Origin of the sequence: Streptococcus pasteurianus, from assembly GCF_004843545.1 — a bacterium.
GTDB classification, from domain to species: domain Bacteria; phylum Bacillota; class Bacilli; order Lactobacillales; family Streptococcaceae; genus Streptococcus; species Streptococcus pasteurianus.
Genome location: NZ_CP039457.1, coordinates 1147688 through 1165526 on the forward strand (window position 1 = coordinate 1147688; position 17839 = coordinate 1165526).

Below are 17839 nucleotides of genomic sequence, written 5' to 3' on the forward strand. Positions count from 1 at the left end.
ACATTGCGTTTTTATCTTTGTATTTATAATCAAGCCATATGGCACGATTAACTTATTCGGTCAATTCCGATTTGTAGCTGAGAATACTCAGCCCTTTTCTGCTGATAAGTATAACAGAAAACGACTGTATTCTCAATCAGAACCTGTCGAAGTCCTCCTGCGTTGCAAGTTCTGCATATTTACAGTCATCGTTTCTGCTCTCTGCATATGGTAATTGAATCACAAACGTGCTTCCTTTTTTCTTTTTGCCAGAGGTTACCGTAATCGTACCTGCGTGTTTTTCGATAATTTCTCTCGATAGAAAAAGTCCGATTCCTGTACCACTCTTTTCCATGACCTCCCTGGAACTTCCTCGGTAAAATCGTTGAAAAATTTTGTGATACTCATTCTGCGGAATACCAATTCCCTGATCCTCAATTTCCATTCTTACAAGATCGTTTCTTTTTTGTAACCGGATAAATATTTTTGAACCACACGGACCGTACTTGATTGCATTATCCAGAACGTTGATCACAGCTTCACCAAGCCACCTTTTATCCTGCATAATCGTGCATGTTTCCAGCTCTTTTTCATAGTCAAAAACGAATTCTATTTCTTTCTCATCCGCTTTGGGATAAATACGGTTTACAGCAGATATGACAGTATCCATAAGCGGAAGTTTTTTCTTATTAATCTGAATCAGTCCAGTTTCCATCTTGGATATTTCAAGAAGCGACTGCAATAATGTCTCCAGTCCATCCAGAGCACTCCGACAACGGATACGAAACTCCTCCTGTTCTGTGGCACTTAAGTCATTCTGCATCAGCACACTAAAACATGTATCCAAAGCTGCAACCGGTGTCTTTAACTGGTGAGAAATATCAGAAACCATTTCTTTCGTGTTCTCCTTTTCTGCCCGTGCTTCTTCCTTTAGCAACTGAATATGATGTCCGATTGCTTCAAGCTGGTCATTCAATTTTTCCAGTTCAGCGTGATTTTCCGTTTTCAGTAAATCATCAACTTTATTTTCACGGAATCTGATCAGAATTTCTTCTAACTGGTCTAAAATTTTCTGATGACACGCATCTTCTGTCTTCTTCCAATAAAATAAAATAATCAAAAGAAGCACGCATATCACAGTGCTTACAGCACCGGTCACCATAACCTGATGCCGGAATTGCGAATAAAACACATTCCCTTTATCTCCCCAGTATCCATATTGCTCCAATAATCGCCTTCCCTGTTCGTTGGTTTCAATATCCTTATCCTTAAGCAATTCCGAAACAGCATCCAGCCCGGAAAATTTTTCCTTTGCTGCAATTTCTGTCATAAGATTCATTTTATATTTATAATCTTCATAAAACACATACGTGGTAAAGCAATTTAATATTGCAAACAATAATATGACAGGCAATACCAAGGAGAGCACTACTGTAATCTTCTTGCGATATCTCTTTGTCACTGCCTTACCTCCTGATTCCATATATACCCAAGACCTCTGATATTCTTTATATAGACCGGTGCAGCCGGATTGTCTTCGATTTTCTCACGGAGTCTTCTGATATTGACAGCGATTGTATTTTCATCCACAAAATCCCCTTCCAGATCAAACACATTTTCCAATATTTGTGTTTTTGAAAGAACCTGTTTCGGATTCTGAAGAAAAAAAGTCAGCATTTTCAACTCCGTTTTTGTCAGACTGATTTCACGACTCTTTATCAAGACTTTCATTTCTCCTGCGATAAATATGATATCTCCCGAAATCATCTTTCCGGCTTCCTTTTTCTCCTGTCTGCGGCGGAAATGTGCTTCTATTTTCAAAAGAAGTACCGAAAGACTAAACGGCTTTGTAATATAATCATCTGCCCCTGCTTCATATCCCATGACCTGATCCATCTCCTGATCTAGTGCTGTAAGACAAATAATGTATGTATTATAATTGCATCTCATCCACCTTACAAATTCCAGTCCATTTCCATCCGGAAGATTCACATCACAAATGGTAACATCCACATTATTATCACTTGCAATTCTTTTCGCTTTTTTCATTGATTCTGCTGAAAAAACCTCATATCCGGATTTTTTCAGTGAGAATGTAATTCCACGATTTAAATTTTCATCATCTTCAACCACGAGTATACCTGGCATAGCATATGCACCTCTCTTTGTTAACTATTTCTCCTCTTCGTTAAGACCTAGTTCATTACCTCTGTCAATTCCGATTTATCCAATTAAGACAACTGAAATTTTATTCTTTGTCGTTCAAAAGATTATTTACTCTTTCACCTGGAAATCTGTCTTCAATGTCAATTATTTCAAACAAATTTAGGGGTAATTCTTTCTCTCCAATCAGAGTAAGATATTCATTAATAGCTCTGCGATCAATCATAATTTTCCCATGACCGTCCCAATGACGATTGCTCTCTCTTTTTCAAGCCAGAAATCCAATATTCATCGCCGTTTTCAATATCTACATAGTTAGAATAACCACCATTATATTTTTGAAAAGCATGGTCATTAAAGTAAATGGTTTTCTTGGCTTTTGAAGTTTTCACATATCCAATCCATGCTGGACCATCATCAGAATATCCTGTTTTTAGTTCAATATACATTAAATCTTTAATCATTTATATCACTCCTAAATTACGATTTGTTACTCACATAATATCATACTTCTCCTACAATTACATCTATCTATTTTTCATTATACTTCCATTCTGCTTGCTTCCATCACCAGCATCCGGTTGTTCTTCTCCTGCATGGTTTCTTTCGCATCTTCATTGAAATGATAGCGGACAACATACACTGTCTGTCCGATCTTCTTTGTAAAAGTGTGTCCCTGTGTCTCTGTATTCATCATTTTTTCCATAATCATCAAATTCCTTTCTTCTATGCCCGACAGAGAGAGGTTCGTATTGTCTCTGCCGGAAGTTTATCTGTAAACTGTCAACATAAATGTCAACATGAGGGTTCAAACTTCTTATAGAATGTTTTTTCTTGTCTTCCAAATACATCCCAAGAGTTTTTTGAATATCTTTGTTGACAACTGGTAAAATATCAAAATCACCAGTAAATATAAGGATTTCAGCTGTCAACAAGAATGTCAACAAGCGATCCATTTTCGGGAAAATCGACAGCTTTCCGGTGCTAAAATCAGCATTTCTCTCTGTCGGTCAGGTCAAATGGAAGTTCTAACTGCTCTGCCTTTGTCAGCTTCGTAAATCCGTCTTTATCCGGTTCGTTGACACTCTCATCCTCCTTTCCTTCCCGAATCCAGCTCCGTTGTCTGCCATAACCTTCTTTTTCAAATCTGTGGACTCCGGCTCTCTTCCAGCCTGTGATCTGGGTATCCATGATTGAACAGATCTCATTGGTCTCAAATTTCTTCGGTTCCCGGTCAAAACGGTCAAAGGCTTCCTTCCAGATCTGCACTGAACATACATGGGTTCCCTTGTAGGCATCCAGCCACCCCTGAATCGTTCCTGCCATGGTATCTTCCTGTGTGAACTGTTTCCGGTATTCATTGATTTCCTGTTCCATTTCTTTTGAGAACCTCAACAGACTGTTTTTATTTTCCGTTGTCCAGTAGATACCATGGCTTCTGCCCACAGCTGGTCAAAATAGGCTCAGGCTTCTTTCTCATCATCTAGGATATGCTTCTCTGCCTTGCTGCTGTCTATGGCAATCGGCAGGAAACGTCTTGCCCCGGTACGGTCAAAGGGAATGAACTGCCTTGTATTCGCTGATCCGGCGAAGAGACACTGACGCTTCCGGTCTTCCGCATATTTTGCATAGGGATCACGGTAAGTATCTTTCTGTCTGGTCAGGAATGATTTGATCTCTTCATTATTTCTTGCACTGATCGTTGCGACCATCCCCGGCATTTCTATGATCCAGTGTCCCCGCAGATGTTCATAGATTTTATTATCGCCAAGGTTTCGCAAGTCATCGGAAAACCAGTCATCATTTAAGACAAGGAATCGGAAAAAAGTAGATTTCCCGGCTCCCTGCTGACCGACCAGACAGAGCATTTCATCCGCTTTGCATCCGGGACGGTAGATCCTGCTCAACGCTTCCATGAGGAAATGCTTCATTACCTCATACACAAAGTCTGAAGCATCCGCTCCCATATACCGTTGCAGGACATACCGAATCCTCTCCTGCCCGTCCCATTTCAGTTCTTCCAGATATTCACAGATTGGATGATATGCCCGGTTTTTCGCTTCTATCCTCAATGCTTTATCCATACAGTTTTCACTGCAAAGACCGTAATAGCGTTCACAGTAATAGTAGTAATACGTCCTTGCATCATCATCCAGCTTACAGATCTCGTCATTCCACCAGAGAATCTTTACAATATCAATCCGTCCGGTCAGTTCGTTGTATTTCAGGCTCTCACTAATATATGGATCATTTCTCAATACAAGCACATAATTATCCACGGTTGCTTTCACCGCTCCTTATATTATATTTAGTGCAGTTAGCTACTGCCAAAGCCCAAGTGTTATACTTGGAAAAAGCCACTGTGGATTAGTTCATTACTCCAATCGCTTTGACGATTTCAGAAAGGTTCTAAACACAGCTTTTTGTTTTCATTGGTAATGAGTTTGATAATGCTAGATGTTTAATCTTCAGTAAGGTGACAAGGCAAAAAGTAAGTGGATACCAAGTAGGCTTAATACTTAATATCTGGAGGTACTCTTATGCTCTATGTTGGCATTGATGTCGCTAAGAACAAACACGATGTGACAGTTATTGATGATACAGGAAAAACTGTTCTAAAACCTATCACTATTACAAACCGTAAACAAGGATTTGAACTACTTCATAATACCTTGAAACAACTCAACCAGAATTGTCTTATCGCCATGGAAGATACCGGACATTATGCCTTAAATCTCTTAACATTCTTACATCAGAAAAATTATCAAATATACACCTATAACCCTTTACTCATCAAAGAATTTACAAAATCTCTCTCACTTCGTAAAACGAAAACGGATAAGAAAGATGCACGTACAATAGCTCTTAAGTTACTTTCAGACCCTAATCGTGCCCTATTTATGCATGACAACAGGCAAGAAGAACTTAAAATTATGACACGTCACATGAATCGTTTAAAGAAACATCAATCAGATTGGAAAGTCCAATATACCAAGTGTTTAGATATTATTTTCCCTGAACTACATCAGGTCGTTACGAAGCACTCTGACTATGTTTATGAGTTGCTCAAATGTTTTCCTTCTCCTGAGAAAATGGTAACTGCTGGCTTTAATAAACTTATTGAGATTAAACGATTAACAGCTAAACATGCATTGGATATTCTCAAACTAGCTCCAGATTCTATTGGCACAACTTCTTTTGCTCGTGAATTGGAATTGATTGAGATTATTGAAAATATCCAACACTACGAAAAACTCATCAAACAAGCTGAAAAGAAAATTGATGAGCTGATGGCTGAACTCAATTCGGTCATTACTACGGTACCAGGGATTAGTAACCGTCTAGGTTCTGTTATTCTATCTGAAATCAGAAATATTAATACTTTCAATAACCCAGCTCAACTCCAAGCTTTTGCAGGATTAGAACCAGCTATCTACCAATCTGGACAGTTAGATACTCGAGGGAAAATGGTCAAACGAGGGTCATCACATCTACGTTGGGCACTCATACAAGCTGCCATTAAAGTAGCTAGATACTCGCCTGCGTTTAAAGTTTATTTTAGAACCAAGTTAGCGCAAGGAAAACACTACAATGTCGCTATTTCTCATGTGGCTAAGAAACTCATTCGAGTGCTGTTTCATCTACTTCAGAACAATGAAGCCTCTGAAGAGGATAAACTAAGATAAACCAACAAAAACATAGATGAAAGACTTTTTAAAACTACTGTTTTAAAAAGCTTTTTGTCGTGCCTAAAACACGTTCTAAAATTTTTTAAAAAAAATTTAGAACAAACTATTGACAACTCTTATAGTTTGTCTTTCGTTGGTTTCGCAGGTGGAAGCATGGAATAAAGACACCTTTCGCAATATCTTCCTTCCGGATTTCCTCTTTCTTCGCATCCATCTCTGCTTTCTTTTTCTCTTTGGTTCGTTCATAGTATTCCTGCTGTTTGCCATTTGCTTTTCTTTTCAGGTAATTTTGATGTAGCCTGTCTTTTCTGGCTTCCCTCTTTTTCATTTCTTCGATTTCTTCCGGTGTCAGCTCCACCTCTCCGAAGTGTGGTGGCAAATACCGTCCGATGAAATTAAAATAGATTTCCACTTCCTGTGTTGTTTCAATACTGCCTTTCCGGTCACGCTCATGCACAACGATCTTCTCCACAAACTCATTCAGCATGTAAGTAGTCAGTTCCTCAAAATTCTGATACTTATCGACCATGGCAATGAACTTCTCCGCAGATCTGCGACCTTCCTCATAACCGGATAACTCTGCTTCCATTCCTGCGATCTCTGCTGATAACTCTTTCTGCTCTTTGGAATACTGTCCGTCCAGAATCGCATATCGTTCATCCGGCAGCTTGCCAAGAATGTTATCCTCATAAATCCGGCAGAGCAGTTTTTCCAGATCCTGCACACGTTTCTGTGCTTCTGACAGTCTGCTTTTCAGTCTTGTGATCTCACTGGACTGCTGTGAGGTCTGTGCCTTTCTCACCGTCTCTATGAACTCCTCCCAGTTCAACTGGGAATATTCTGCAATCGCCTTTAAAAGCTCCTTAATCAGCTCCATGACCACATCTGCGTTGATCCTGTGCTGTGTCGGGCAGAGTGTTCCAACCGGAACTTTTGAATAGGCAGAACAGGTATACTGTGGGACTCTTTTTCCATTGTTTACCCGGTGGACATACATTTTTGCTCCACAATCTGCACAATACATCAGTCCCGTCAGGGGATGTGCTTCTCCCCATCCATCCGGGTATCTTCTCACATTGCTTCTGATCCGCTGGACGTTATCAAAGGTTTCCTGATCTATGATAGGCTCCTGTGTGTCCTCAAACACCGTCCACTGGTCTTCCCCTACATAATGGCTTTTCTTATCCTTAAAATGCTTTCTGGTTTTGAAGTTCACCATATGACCAAGATACTCCCGTTTCTTCAAAATTCCAGCGATAGTGGAAGAACTCCATCCATAAGGAGCTTTGATTTCATCCGCTCTGCCTTTCCATAAGCCAGCATCTTTTTTCGCCATATGCACCGCCGGAATTTCCACCTGTTCCTCTTTCAGAATCTTTGCGATCTGATACGGTCCACGCCCGTCCATGGTCATATGAAAAATCCTCTGCACAATCTTTGCAGCTTCTTCATCAACGATCCAGTGGTCAGGATTATCCGGATATTTTAAATAGCCATACGGTGTTGTGCTGGCTACATGCTTGCCGGATTTTCCCTTTGCCTTAAGGTTGACTTGATCTTCTTACTGGTATCCCTTGCATACCATTCATTCATAATATTCCAGAATGGTGTAAAATCATCATCTTCCCGAAAACTGTCTACATTTTCATTGACTGCGATCAGACGCACATTCTTCTGTCTGAGCAGTTCCATATATTGCCCGACCTTCAGATAATACCTTCCCATTCGGCTCATATCTTTAATCAGGATCGTCCCAACTTTCCCGGACTCCACTTCTTTCATCATGGCAAGAAAGCCGGGGCGGTCAAATCTTGTACCGGAAATTCCATCGTCTGTAAAATGAATCAGATTGGTAAAGCCATGCTCTTTCGCATACTGTTCCAAGAGCTTTTTCTGATTGGAAATACTGTTGGACTCTCCGTTTAATTCATCATCACGACTAAGACGCTCATACAACACTGTCATGAATCCCTGTGTCTGTGCCATTCTCTGACGCCATCCTTTCTTTCATTTGGCTCCTGTTTTCACCCCATATCCGTTCCTGTACCAGGTCCCGATGTTTCCGGGACGTATTTTCCAGAAAATTCTCTGGTATCACTATGAGCAGGCTATTCTGTTGCCAAAGTTCGTGTAAGAAACCGAAAAATTCCTTACACATAACCCATTGCTCAGACGCCTTTTTACAGGATCGCAATATAACTTCTCTCATTTTCATGGATTTCTTGTCGGTAAAAAAGTTTCCTACACTAAACACATGTGGGAGAGGGTAAAAAGTAATATTGCTTTGAAATGTTTTAAAAAAAATACAATTTTGCCCTTTGAGGTAAAAAAATAAGCCTCAAGAGACTTTTTAATCAATTAGGAGCTCCATTTCTCTAAAATTGAGTGATTAAGAAGTCTCTTCAAACTTACTACACCTTGTACAATATTGTTTTTGTCGGAAAGTTCTAAAATGAAGTTAGCCACCTAAGGGTATCAAAAAACATCTCAGAGAGATATAATTGTAATCACCACAACAACAATTAGAAAGACTCTGAGATGCAAAACTATTATACACCAAAAAGTAAACATTTAACACTAACTGAACGTAGAATGATTGAACGTTGGCTTCAAGAAGGGCTCTCAAACCGTGAAATCGCTAGGAGATTAGCTAAAGCTCCTCAAACCATTCACAACGAAGTCAAACGTGGTCAGGTTAGACAACAAGTGCGTAAAGGAAAATTTGAAGTGATCTACTCAGCTGATTTTGCTCAAAAAGCCTATCAAAACAATCGCAAACGTTCTGTTAAACAAGTCTCCCTAACCAAGGGACTCAAAGAAAAGATAACTCACTACATCGAACAGAAATACTCTCCCGAGATGATGATAAAGTCAAAAGGGATACCTGTTCCCATCTCTACCATTTACTACTGGATTCATCATGGACACTTAGGATTGACCAAGGCTGATATGCTTTATCCTCGACAAGAGAAAGCTAAGAAAAAGCATGCTAGTCCCAATTTTAAGCCAGCTGGAAAGTCTATTGAGGAACGACCAGAAAGCATTAATAAGCGTGAGAATATCGGTGATTTTGAAATTGATACAGTTATTCAAACACGGGCAAAAAACGAGTGTCTGTTGACTCTAACCGATAGAAAGAGTCGTTATCAAATCATTCGACTCATTCCCGATAAGTCCGCGTTTTCAGTCAATCAAGCTCTGAAAGCAATCCTCAAGGATTATCAAATGAACTCTATCACAGCTGATAACGGGGCTGAGTTCAGTCGTTTAGCAGAAGTTTTTGACCCTACTCATATCTACTATGCCCACCCGTATTCTTCTTGGGAGCGTGGTACTAATGAGAATCATAATAGACTCATCCGGCGTTGGTTGCCTAAGGGAAGCAAAAATGCGACTCAACAACAAGTCGCATTTATTGAAAACTGGATTAACAACTATCCAAAGAAACTATTCAATTATAAATCTCCTAAAGAGTTTTTACAGACTGGCTAATTTGAACTTGAAATTTGGCATATTGTTTTTGTCGTCTATGCTGCTACCGTTTTTCATTCAAAAATTATGGTGAGTATTGCTAATGTGACAATGGTCGTTCCGACGCTCTTTACCATTTGGATTGGAATAAAAGCTGACCAAACCCAAGCTAAAAAGAAATGGATTATTATCACAGGTTTCGTTCAAGCAATTATTTTTACATTCTTAGCTTTCATAATCAATGAGCCTAGTTTGCTTGCTTTTTCTTTTATTTGTCTGTTTAATATGCTTAGTGATATGCTAAGTGACTTTTCAAATGGTCTGCGGATGCCCATTATTCAGAAATACATTCGCCAAGAAGATTTAATCGAAGCCTATTCCTTTACACAATTCATCTCTTACGTCTGCAATTTTTCTGGACAAGCCTTGGGCATCTGGTTGTTAACGGTTTCTAAGCAGAACTTTTCACTTGTCGCACTCATTAATGCGCTATCATTTTTACTATCAGCACTAGTGGTATTACTCATCAAAGATAACGTCAATTATGATGTCTTGGCCAATGGAAAAAAACAGTCATTAAAAGAGCAATTTTCAGCTTTATACCATAATGTGATGCTGATTTTCAATGAAGCTAGTACAGCAGATTTTAGTCGGCTGCTTCTGTCAATTCTTTGCTTAAATATGCTTGCTGGCTCACTTAATGCCATTTATAATATTTGGCTACTGACTGCCAAAATCGGTCACCTTTCTTACAGCCAAGCGCTACTTCTTATTGAGTTTATCTTAGTTGGAGGTATTCTGATAGGAAGCTTAACGCCACACGATTACTTTTCTAAGAAATCAGTTAGGGAGTTGCTAAAAATTAATGCCGTTATTTTCTTTCTCGTTGGTCTGTCTAACCTCATTCACCTACCGTTAATTTTCGGTGTGCTGCTACTAGCATTCGCGAGTTATCTGGTGGGAAAAGTCAATCCTAAAATTAATTCTCTATTACTAAGCAAACTTCCTGCTAATACCTTAGCACAGACGAATAATTTCTTGTCTTTTTTATTCACCTTGTCACTTCCTGTCGGAACCGTTTTATTTAGCAGCTTATCTTCGTGGAACATCACATTCACTTGGCTTACATTTCTTATTGTAGCAGTCATTATCTTTAGATTCTCAACACCGAGCAAAACAATTAATACTGATTAAAAATCTTGCTAAAAAGGAACCTGAGTTTTGTCTCAGATTCCTTTTGATTTACACTTGTTTATTTCTTCTCAATCGGTGCGACGCTGGCTAGTAGTTTTTTAAGCCCAACTTCTGGGAAATTGATTTTAAGTTCTTGTGTTTTTCCACTTCCTGTAACGGCTAGAACGGTACCATCACCCCATTTTTTATGGTGAGCAATGTCACCAATTTGCCAATCGACCGCTTCTTTTGAAGCGCTAGCTGATTGACCAACTGGAACAGCTTTGCCAGCTTTTGAAAATGGCTGCGCTCCACGACTTGATGTTGGTTGAACTTTTGCTTTACGTGCTTGAAGAGCTTGCTGTAAGCTCATGCCTTGTCCGAAAGTCAATTGCTCATCACTACTATTGCTATATCGAACACCAAATGATGAATTAGCTGGACGCGCTAAACCTTGGTATTGCAATAATTCGTCATCAATTTCACGAATAAAACGTGACGGACGGTTATAGCTTGTCTTACCAAACAAAGTACGTGTGTTAGCATTGGTTACAAAAAGCAATTGCTCTGCACGTGTAATCCCAACGTAAGCCAAACGGCGTTCTTCTTCTAATTCATCTTGGTCCTCGGCGGCACGAGAAAGTGGAAAGACGCCTTCTTCCATACCAATCAAGAAAACAATTGGAAATTCCAACCCCTTGGCAGCGTGCAAAGTCATCAAGGTCACTTCTGCAGTTTCCGCATCACCGTCATCGGTATCAGCAATCAAAGCCAAATCATTTAAGAAACGACTTAGTTTGTCAATACCAGCTTCATCTTCTGGGGCATCTTCTTGATTATCATCAAAATTCTTAGTTACAGTCAAGAATTCTTCGATATTTTCAATACGCGCTTGGCTTTCAAGGGTATTTTGCACACGAAGGGCATCAAGGTAACCAGTTTTGTCAAGAACAGCTTCGACCAATTCTGTAACAGTCATCTGGTCTAAGTCATCACGAAATTTCATGAGCAGATTCGCCAAATCCCAAACCGCTTGTGCTGCTTTTCCTTTTACGCCAGAAAGCATGATATTAGCAGATGCATCTAACAAACTCATGTTTTGCATATTGGCAAAATCACGAATTTTTTCAAGGGTACCAGGACCAACGCCACGTTTTGGTTCGTTGACGATACGTTCATAACTGATATTATCCGCAGTATTTGCAATCACATTGAGGTATGAAATCACATCACGAATTTCCTTACGGCTGTAAAATTTTGTTCCACCAACCATTGTATAAGGAATGTTTGATTTTAACAAAGCTTCTTCAATGGTACGTGATTGCGCATTAGTACGGTATAGAACTGCAAAATCTTTGAAGTTCTTGCCTTCTTCGCGGACAATATTGTCAATCGTAGAAGCGACAAAGACTGCTTCTTCACGTTCATCACGCGCACGGTAATAGACAATCTGCTCACCGTCAGCATTTTGCGTCCACAATTTTTTCGGACGACGATTGCGATTGTTATTAATCACCGCGTTTGCTGCTTGCAAGATTTTCTTGGTTGAACGATAATTTTCTTCCAATAGAACAACTTTTGCTTCTGGATAATCCTTTTCAAAATCAAGGATATTTTGCATATCTGCACCACGCCAACCATAAATGGATTGATCAGCATCACCAACAACACAGATATTCTTAAAACGAGACGCCAAAAGTTTCACCAATTGATATTGCGCATGGTTAGTATCTTGATACTCATCTACATGAATGTATTGGTAGCGTTGTTGGTAATAAGCCAAAACATCAGGATTTTGGTCAAACAAACGAAGCGTTAACATGATAAGGTCATCAAAATCCATTGCTTCGCTGCGGCGCAATTCTTCTTGATAAGCCTTATAACATTTGGCAACAATTTGCGTGTACATGTCACCTGCTTGATTTTCATAAGCTACCTCATCAAGCAAATCATTTTTGGCATTTGAAATCGTCCCAAGAATCGCACGTTCATTCCATTTCTTAGGGTCGAGATTCAGATTTTTTAAAATACGTTTCATGAGCGTTCGCTGCTCACCTGGGTCAACAATCGTAAAATTGCGATTATAGCCAATGTGGTCAGCATCACGACGCAAAATTCGCACACACATGCTATGGAAAGTTGCAATCAACGTATCAGCCGTCGCAGGATTTAACGCCATAGCACGTTCACGCATTTCACGCGCCGCTTTATTCGTAAAGGTAATCGCAAGGATATTCCAAGGATTTACAAATTTTTCATCAATTAAGTAAGCAATACGATGCGTTAAAACACGTGTCTTACCAGAACCAGCTCCCGCCATGATTAAAAGCGGACCGTCCGTTGTCTTAACAGCCTCTGCCTGCTTGTCATTCATACCATTTAGTAAAGGATTCATCGTAAAATACCACGGATGTCACTATTTCGCTAAATAAGCAAATTATCCGAGTTTTATTCCTCTCTAGATTAATTAGTCATATAAAATAATGCTTATCTATTGTACCATTTTTTGGAAAATAGTGTTGGCTGGTTTCACTTTGTTTGGCAAATTTTTAAGAAATAAGTCTGAAATACTTCCCGTTGCCACTTGGTCAAAATTAGTCTGCCAAATCCTCAATAATTGTCAAAATGAGCTGGTCATTCTTTCTCCCAGTAAAGGACAAGAATCAGACTTGCATTTCATCTTGCATATTCAAAGTGAGCTATCTGAACAAACAGTTTGACAATTGGCTAAAAAACATGGTTGTAGATGACACCATTATCGCGCTATTATCGTTGCCAAAATACATAGTCTGACAAGGATTTTATTGTTAATTATGTCAATATCACGTCATATGACATTGACAAGATTATTAATATTTGTTGCAAATTATTCCTTTATTATTGCATAAAATAGCACTTTTCCCAAACATTACAAAAAATACTATTGACAAAGTTCGGATTTTACTTTAATATAGTAAACAAATTAATAGCAAACCGAATGATGTCATTCAGGAGAAGAAAGCTTGCCTTTCGCCGAAGGAGTTACGCTCTCAGGTGTCATAGACAGGACTGGGTGACGGACGGACTTCTGGAGAGGCCTTGTTATCAAATGCTTTGATGACAGCTAGAATTTCCACTAGAGTCAGTAGTGTTTTTAAGGACTTTGTATTACCTACTGATGCTAATTGGGTTATCTAGATTAGGCGCCGAAGGGGCAAGGTTGACTTTGTCAACTCAAACTCTCAGGCAAAAGGACAGAAGATAAGAATAGATTCACAGGCGAGCATTAGGCTTGCTAAGTCTTCTTATCACTTTTCAGGAGTTATCTTTTTTAGATAACTCTTTTTCTATTTCTATTGGCATCTTTGGCGCTATATTTAAAATGGGGAGACTATTTCTTTTTATGTTAGACTTTTTTACTTCACTTGATGATATTGTCTGGGGAGCACCGCTTTTAATCTTACTCGTTGGGACTGGTGTTTACTTAACTGTTCGTCTTGGGCTTCTCCAAATCATCAAACTACCTAAAGCTTTTAAATTAATCTTTACTGATGATAAAGGACAAGGAGATATCTCAAGCTTTGCTGCACTCGCTACCGCACTTGCAGCTACTATTGGAACAGGAAATATCGTTGGGGTAGCTACAGCGATTAAAGCTGGTGGACCTGGAGCTCTCTTTTGGATGTGGGTAGCTGCTTTCTTTGGAATGGCTACAAAATATTCTGAAGGGCTTCTTGCTATTAAATACCGCACTAAAGATGATAATGGTGAAATTTCTGGTGGTCCAATGTATTACATCATCAATGGTATGGGTAAACGTTGGAAACCTTTAGCTGCTTTCTTTGCAGTTGCTGGAGTTTTGGTTGCTTACTTTGGTATTGGGACATTCTCACAAGTAAACTCAATTACATCATCACTTGAAAATTCTTTTGGTTTGGCACCACAAATCGTAAGTGTTGTCATTGCCGTTCTTGTTGCTATCATCATTTTTGGTGGTATTCAATCTATTTCTAAAGTAGCTGAAAAAGTCGTACCTTTCATGGCTATTATTTATATTATTGCCACACTCGCTGTTATTTTTGGTCACGCTAATCAGATTATACCTGCATTCAGTGAAATTTTTTCTGGAGCTTTTACTGGTACAGCAGCTATTGGTGGGTTTACGGGTTCAGTTGTTAAAGAGGCAATTCAAAAAGGGATTGCTCGTGGTGTCTTCTCTAATGAATCTGGATTAGGATCAGCACCTATAGCCGCTGCTGCTGCTAAAACAGAAGAACCAGTTGAACAAGGGCTAATCTCAATGACAGGAACTTTTATTGATACAATCATCATTTGTACTTTAACTGGACTTTCTGTCATTGTTACCGGAAAATGGACTGTCTCTGGTCTTGAAGGAGCTCCACTGACACAAGCTGCTTTTTCATCAGTTTTTGGTATATATGGAGCGCTTGCTCTTACTTTTTGTCTTGTTTTATTCGCCTTTACCACAATTCTTGGTTGGTCTTATTACGGCGAACGTTGTTTTGAATTCCTTTTCGGAACAAAACGCATCAAACTTTACCGTAGCATCTTCGTTGTCATGGTTGCCCTCGGAGGCTTCCTCAAATTAGAATTGATTTGGGTTATCGCTGATATCGTTAATGGGCTTATGGCTTTACCAAACTTGATTGCCCTCCTGGCACTCTCACCTGTCATTATCCATGAAACAAAACGTTATTTTGCCAAGAAATAAAAATTATCCTAAGCTACAGCAAGCTTAGGTTTTATTATGATAAAATAAGATAGGATAAGGAGGCGTGTATGGCTGGACATCAAGCAGCAAAACTCAAACTTCAACAAACTCTTATTTTGTTATTGGATAATGAGACATTTGATCATATCACTGTTAGCAAAATTTGCCGGCAATCCGCTGTAAATCGTTCCACTTTCTATAGCTACTACAGCAATCAGTACGAACTATTGGAAGATGCTTATGATTACTTGACTTCTCTTTTTATTGCTGAATTCGAAGAATATCAAGCTGATTTTAACATGACAGATGAGACGCGTTTTATAGACGATGCCTATCTAATTCCCTATTTAACTTTTGTGAAGAATCATCAACGCATTTATAAAATTTATCTCGAACACGAACATGATTTTCATCATAAAGAACGCTCTGATCGGTTAGTTAACCACATTTTTAAACCGTCTTATTATGCGCATGGTGTTACAGATAAGGTCAAAATGACGTATATGGCTAGCTTCTTCTTAGCAGGTATTACTCAAGTTATCCGAGGTTGGATTTCTAATGATTGTTCTGACGATATTTCATTTATTTCAGAAATTATTCAAACTTGTATTCCAAATGAAGACAAATAAATTAGCTGAGCACTTGTCTCAGCTAATTTATTTTCTTAATTTTTCAAACCGACAACAACTGGAATAATACCGATAAGTAGTACCAGACCAACTAGACTTAAAACGAATCCTATAACAAAATTTCCTGAGCTAATCAAGGCAAAACCACCACCGAAAACAAGCGCAGCAACAACGGAATAGACTACTTTTCCAACTAGTTTTGGATTGACGTTTGGGGCTCCTTTGCCAGCCAAGCGACGTTGAATCACCCAAGAAATCACTTCGAGCAGGAGACCAACGATAGCAACTGGCAAGCCGATATTTTGCAAGTGCCAATCAGGAAGTGTAAACATGCACATCCCAAGAGCCAAGACTAAAGTGCTAACTGTATAGGTAATAAGTGTGATAAAATCTGATTTTTTCATGTTTTGTCCTTTCTATTTACCAAAACGATTTAATATTTATGAGATTTAGCTTTTTCGTTAATGTCTTTTGAACGTGTTTTTGATTTTTCAGCTGATGCTGCTAAACGTTTTTTAGCCTCTTCGACACTTTCACCATCTTTTGTAAAGAATTTTTCAATGAATTTGCCTGAAACTTTATTGAATCCATTGACAGCGCCAGTTTCTGAGGCTTTGTAAGCACCGACAACTGTTTTTTCAATGATTTTATGAGTGGCAACAACTTTTTCGGCAATTTTTTCATTTTTTTCTGTGATTGACATATCCAAGAACTCCTTTCCTTTGATAATCCTAGTATAGAAATTTTTAGCGCCTTTTAACACAACAACTTTTAAAGAAAGTGTCGGATATGAAAAAAACACCCTACGGTGCTTTTCAGAAATAAGAGAGAATGTTTAACTGCAGGATAGCTATTTATTGAGATGATTTTTTACTTTATTGCTCCAATTAATAGCACCATTCTCATAGGCTTCTTCTTGGAGTAAATCAGCAATTGTCAATGTATCCAACTCGTGATAGAATGCAAAAAGTCCTTTTTCCAATGTTTGTTGAACCTTATTTTCAACTTGTTTAACGTGACTTGTATCATCATAGATGTGATGAGCCATATGTTTGAATTCGATAACATTAGCTTGTAAATCAAGAGCAAAAAAGACGTCTTTAAGTGTGATAGTTGTCACAGATTGGGCTAACTGATACCCACCAACTTTACTAGCATTTGATTGAATGAGACCTGCTCTTGTTAATTTAACAAGGATTTTTTTCAAATAAGAATCCGACACTTCTAAAATATCACTAAGAACACGACTTTTAACTGGTGTATGATTTTCTTGTAAAGCTAACATCGTTAGCACATAAACTGCTTGCTCAAAGCTTTTATTTAATTTCATTATGACCTCTTGATTAGTTGTGTTATTAACTCATTAGCGACATCGTCAACATGGACAGGTTTTAGCATCTTTACTAAAACACCCACCACTTTCAAAATAGGAACCATTTTGGCTAAAGTATCAGCTCGTCCATTCCCATAGACAATCGTTGGCTCAACCACTTCTAATGGAATATCTGATTTTTCCAAAGATTCGATAATCAGCTTCTTCCCATTTACAAACGATTTCGGACCGAGAACACCACCAATAAACCCCATTGCTTTCACACGATGTTTTTCAGCAACCCTAAGCATAACTTGAGCAGGTAAATTATTAACTTTTTTAAATAGGTCAACATCTTTTTCTGGTCGTCCAATAAAATCGATAATATAATCAATTTTTTCTGGCAATACTGCTTCAACTGCTCCCACAGATGTGACGTCAACAGCTATATTTTTAATACGCGAATCCTTCAATTCATTTTTTCCAGAACGCGATAAAACGTAAAATTCAGCACTTAAGTCTTTTTTTAGCCAATTTTTAGTGACATTCCGACCGATATAACCATTTCCACCTAATAATACAATTGTTGTCATCACATGCTCCATTCTTTGGATGTTTTTTATCTACGGTTTATATTTTATATCTTGAGACTTTTTTTGTCAAAAGATAAGTTCAAAAAATTCTTAAGATTAATTATCTCAAGAATTTTGGT

The 17839-nt window shown here is 38.6% G+C and carries 19 protein-coding genes and 1 riboswitch; of the genes, 5 read left to right on the forward strand and 14 right to left on the reverse strand.

Annotation, left to right across the window (positions count from 1 at the left end):
• Positions 1–136: 136 nt before the first annotated feature.
• The 7 genes from E8M05_RS06085 to E8M05_RS06110 form a co-directional block, all read right to left on the reverse strand.
• Positions 137–1309 carry a sensor histidine kinase gene (locus E8M05_RS06085; protein WP_211116047.1) on the reverse strand — a complete coding sequence of 391 codons (1173 nt, stop codon included), beginning with the start codon at positions 1307–1309 and terminating at the stop codon, positions 137–139.
• Positions 1310–1437: 128 nt separating this feature from the next.
• Positions 1438–2127, reverse strand: coding sequence for a response regulator transcription factor (locus E8M05_RS06090; RefSeq protein ID WP_048791012.1), 690 nt, complete (start codon positions 2125–2127; stop codon positions 1438–1440).
• 100 nt (positions 2128–2227) lie between these two features.
• The gene (locus E8M05_RS11285; protein WP_197417966.1) at positions 2228–2368 is read right to left on the reverse strand and encodes a hypothetical protein; all 141 of its coding nucleotides are present in this window, start codon (positions 2366–2368) and stop codon (positions 2228–2230) included.
• Entirely contained in the window at positions 2361–2606 is a 246-nt protein-coding gene (locus E8M05_RS11290; protein WP_197417965.1) for a hypothetical protein, read from the reverse strand. Before E8M05_RS11290 ends, E8M05_RS11285 begins: the two co-directional genes overlap by 8 nt.
• 77 nt (positions 2607–2683) lie before the next feature.
• Positions 2684–2848, reverse strand: a complete 165-nt coding sequence (locus E8M05_RS06100) for a transposon-encoded TnpW family protein (RefSeq protein ID WP_081048584.1) — start codon at positions 2846–2848, stop codon at positions 2684–2686.
• A gap of 284 nt (positions 2849–3132) precedes the next feature.
• Entirely contained in the window at positions 3133–3468 is a 336-nt protein-coding gene (locus E8M05_RS06105) for a hypothetical protein (protein ID WP_058692285.1), read from the reverse strand.
• Positions 3469–3605: 137 nt separating this feature from the next.
• Positions 3606–4421 carry a VapE domain-containing protein gene (locus E8M05_RS06110; protein WP_136596427.1) on the reverse strand — a complete coding sequence of 272 codons (816 nt, stop codon included), beginning with the start codon at positions 4419–4421 and terminating at the stop codon, positions 3606–3608.
• Between the two features lie 261 nt (positions 4422–4682).
• On the opposite strand from E8M05_RS06110, the gene E8M05_RS06115 reads away from it, so the two are divergent.
• The gene (locus E8M05_RS06115) at positions 4683–5828 is read left to right on the forward strand and encodes an IS110 family RNA-guided transposase (RefSeq protein ID WP_058692283.1); all 1146 of its coding nucleotides are present in this window, start codon (positions 4683–4685) and stop codon (positions 5826–5828) included.
• 106 nt (positions 5829–5934) lie between these two features.
• On the opposite strand, the gene E8M05_RS06120 is transcribed toward E8M05_RS06115, so the two are convergent.
• Together E8M05_RS06120 and E8M05_RS11930 are read right to left on the reverse strand one after the other, a co-directional pair.
• Positions 5935–7239 (reverse strand): DUF4368 domain-containing protein, encoded by a 1305-nt coding sequence (locus E8M05_RS06120; protein WP_438672069.1) that lies wholly within the window; start codon positions 7237–7239, stop codon positions 5935–5937.
• A gap of 104 nt (positions 7240–7343) precedes the next feature.
• Positions 7344–7817, reverse strand: coding sequence for a recombinase family protein (locus E8M05_RS11930; protein WP_425314571.1), 474 nt, complete (start codon positions 7815–7817; stop codon positions 7344–7346).
• A 552-nt stretch (positions 7818–8369) separates the two neighbouring features.
• Between E8M05_RS11930 and E8M05_RS06125 the strand changes: the two genes are divergently transcribed.
• A complete protein-coding gene (locus tag E8M05_RS06125; RefSeq protein ID WP_003067143.1) occupies positions 8370–9323 on the forward strand; it encodes an IS30 family transposase in 954 nt (317 codons plus the stop codon).
• 66 nt (positions 9324–9389) lie between these two features.
• The gene (locus tag E8M05_RS06130; protein WP_231729882.1) at positions 9390–10496 is read left to right on the forward strand and encodes an MFS transporter; all 1107 of its coding nucleotides are present in this window, start codon (positions 9390–9392) and stop codon (positions 10494–10496) included.
• A 58-nt stretch (positions 10497–10554) separates the two neighbouring features.
• On the opposite strand, the gene pcrA is transcribed toward E8M05_RS06130, so the two are convergent.
• Positions 10555–12870 (reverse strand): DNA helicase PcrA, encoded by a 2316-nt coding sequence (gene pcrA / locus E8M05_RS06135; protein ID WP_048791435.1) that lies wholly within the window; start codon positions 12868–12870, stop codon positions 10555–10557.
• 662 nt (positions 12871–13532) lie between these two features.
• A riboswitch (glycine riboswitch) is annotated at positions 13533–13722 on the forward strand.
• 135 nt (positions 13723–13857) lie between these two features.
• Between pcrA and E8M05_RS06140 the strand changes: the two genes are divergently transcribed.
• Complete coding sequence (locus E8M05_RS06140) at positions 13858–15186, forward strand: alanine/glycine:cation symporter family protein (RefSeq protein WP_048791437.1); 1329 nt, start codon at positions 13858–13860, stop codon at positions 15184–15186.
• A 68-nt stretch (positions 15187–15254) separates the two neighbouring features.
• On the forward strand, positions 15255–15815 hold the full coding sequence (locus E8M05_RS06145) for a TetR/AcrR family transcriptional regulator (RefSeq protein ID WP_136596428.1): 561 nt from the start codon (positions 15255–15257) through the stop codon (positions 15813–15815).
• 35 nt (positions 15816–15850) lie between these two features.
• Here the strand turns inward: E8M05_RS06145 and E8M05_RS06150 are convergent, their stop codons facing one another.
• From E8M05_RS06150 to E8M05_RS06165, 4 genes are all read right to left on the reverse strand, one after another.
• Complete coding sequence (locus tag E8M05_RS06150; RefSeq protein ID WP_003064981.1) at positions 15851–16219, reverse strand: hypothetical protein; 369 nt, start codon at positions 16217–16219, stop codon at positions 15851–15853.
• Positions 16220–16248: 29 nt separating this feature from the next.
• Entirely contained in the window at positions 16249–16518 is a 270-nt protein-coding gene (locus E8M05_RS06155; RefSeq protein ID WP_013851883.1) for a hypothetical protein, read from the reverse strand.
• A 147-nt stretch (positions 16519–16665) separates the two neighbouring features.
• A complete protein-coding gene (locus E8M05_RS06160; RefSeq protein ID WP_013851884.1) occupies positions 16666–17145 on the reverse strand; it encodes an RrF2 family transcriptional regulator in 480 nt (159 codons plus the stop codon).
• A complete protein-coding gene (locus E8M05_RS06165; protein ID WP_048791439.1) occupies positions 17145–17720 on the reverse strand; it encodes an NAD-dependent epimerase/dehydratase family protein in 576 nt (191 codons plus the stop codon). Before E8M05_RS06165 ends, E8M05_RS06160 begins: the two co-directional genes overlap by 1 nt.
• Positions 17721–17839: the final 119 nt, after the last annotated feature.

Excerpts from the sequence above, each read along its gene's own strand:
- E8M05_RS06085 (WP_211116047.1), bottom strand. The coding sequence starts at position 1,309 with ATGACAGAAATTGCAGCAAAGGAAAAATTTTCCGGGCTGGATGCTGTT.
- E8M05_RS06090 (WP_048791012.1), bottom strand. The coding sequence starts at position 2,127 with ATGCCAGGTATACTCGTGGTTGAAGATGATGAAAATTTAAATCGTGGA.
- E8M05_RS11285 (WP_197417966.1), bottom strand. The coding sequence starts at position 2,368 with ATGATTGATCGCAGAGCTATTAATGAATATCTTACTCTGATTGGAGAG.
- E8M05_RS11290 (WP_197417965.1), bottom strand. The coding sequence starts at position 2,606 with ATGATTAAAGATTTAATGTATATTGAACTAAAAACAGGATATTCTGAT.
- E8M05_RS06100 (WP_081048584.1), bottom strand. The coding sequence starts at position 2,848 with ATGGAAAAAATGATGAATACAGAGACACAGGGACACACTTTTACAAAG.
- E8M05_RS06105 (WP_058692285.1), bottom strand. The coding sequence starts at position 3,468 with ATGGCAGGAACGATTCAGGGGTGGCTGGATGCCTACAAGGGAACCCAT.
- E8M05_RS06115 (WP_058692283.1), top strand. The coding sequence starts at position 4,683 with ATGCTCTATGTTGGCATTGATGTCGCTAAGAACAAACACGATGTGACA.
- E8M05_RS06120 (WP_438672069.1), bottom strand. The coding sequence starts at position 7,239 with ATGGACGGGCGTGGACCGTATCAGATCGCAAAGATTCTGAAAGAGGAA.
- E8M05_RS11930 (WP_425314571.1), bottom strand. The coding sequence starts at position 7,817 with ATGGCACAGACACAGGGATTCATGACAGTGTTGTATGAGCGTCTTAGT.
- E8M05_RS06125 (WP_003067143.1), top strand. The coding sequence starts at position 8,370 with ATGCAAAACTATTATACACCAAAAAGTAAACATTTAACACTAACTGAA.
- E8M05_RS06130 (WP_231729882.1), top strand. The coding sequence starts at position 9,390 with ATGGTGAGTATTGCTAATGTGACAATGGTCGTTCCGACGCTCTTTACC.
- pcrA (WP_048791435.1), bottom strand. The coding sequence starts at position 12,870 with ATGAATCCTTTACTAAATGGTATGAATGACAAGCAGGCAGAGGCTGTT.
- E8M05_RS06140 (WP_048791437.1), top strand. The coding sequence starts at position 13,858 with ATGTTAGACTTTTTTACTTCACTTGATGATATTGTCTGGGGAGCACCG.
- E8M05_RS06145 (WP_136596428.1), top strand. The coding sequence starts at position 15,255 with ATGGCTGGACATCAAGCAGCAAAACTCAAACTTCAACAAACTCTTATT.
- E8M05_RS06150 (WP_003064981.1), bottom strand. The coding sequence starts at position 16,219 with ATGAAAAAATCAGATTTTATCACACTTATTACCTATACAGTTAGCACT.
- E8M05_RS06155 (WP_013851883.1), bottom strand. The coding sequence starts at position 16,518 with ATGTCAATCACAGAAAAAAATGAAAAAATTGCCGAAAAAGTTGTTGCC.
- E8M05_RS06160 (WP_013851884.1), bottom strand. The coding sequence starts at position 17,145 with ATGAAATTAAATAAAAGCTTTGAGCAAGCAGTTTATGTGCTAACGATG.
- E8M05_RS06165 (WP_048791439.1), bottom strand. The coding sequence starts at position 17,720 with ATGACAACAATTGTATTATTAGGTGGAAATGGTTATATCGGTCGGAAT.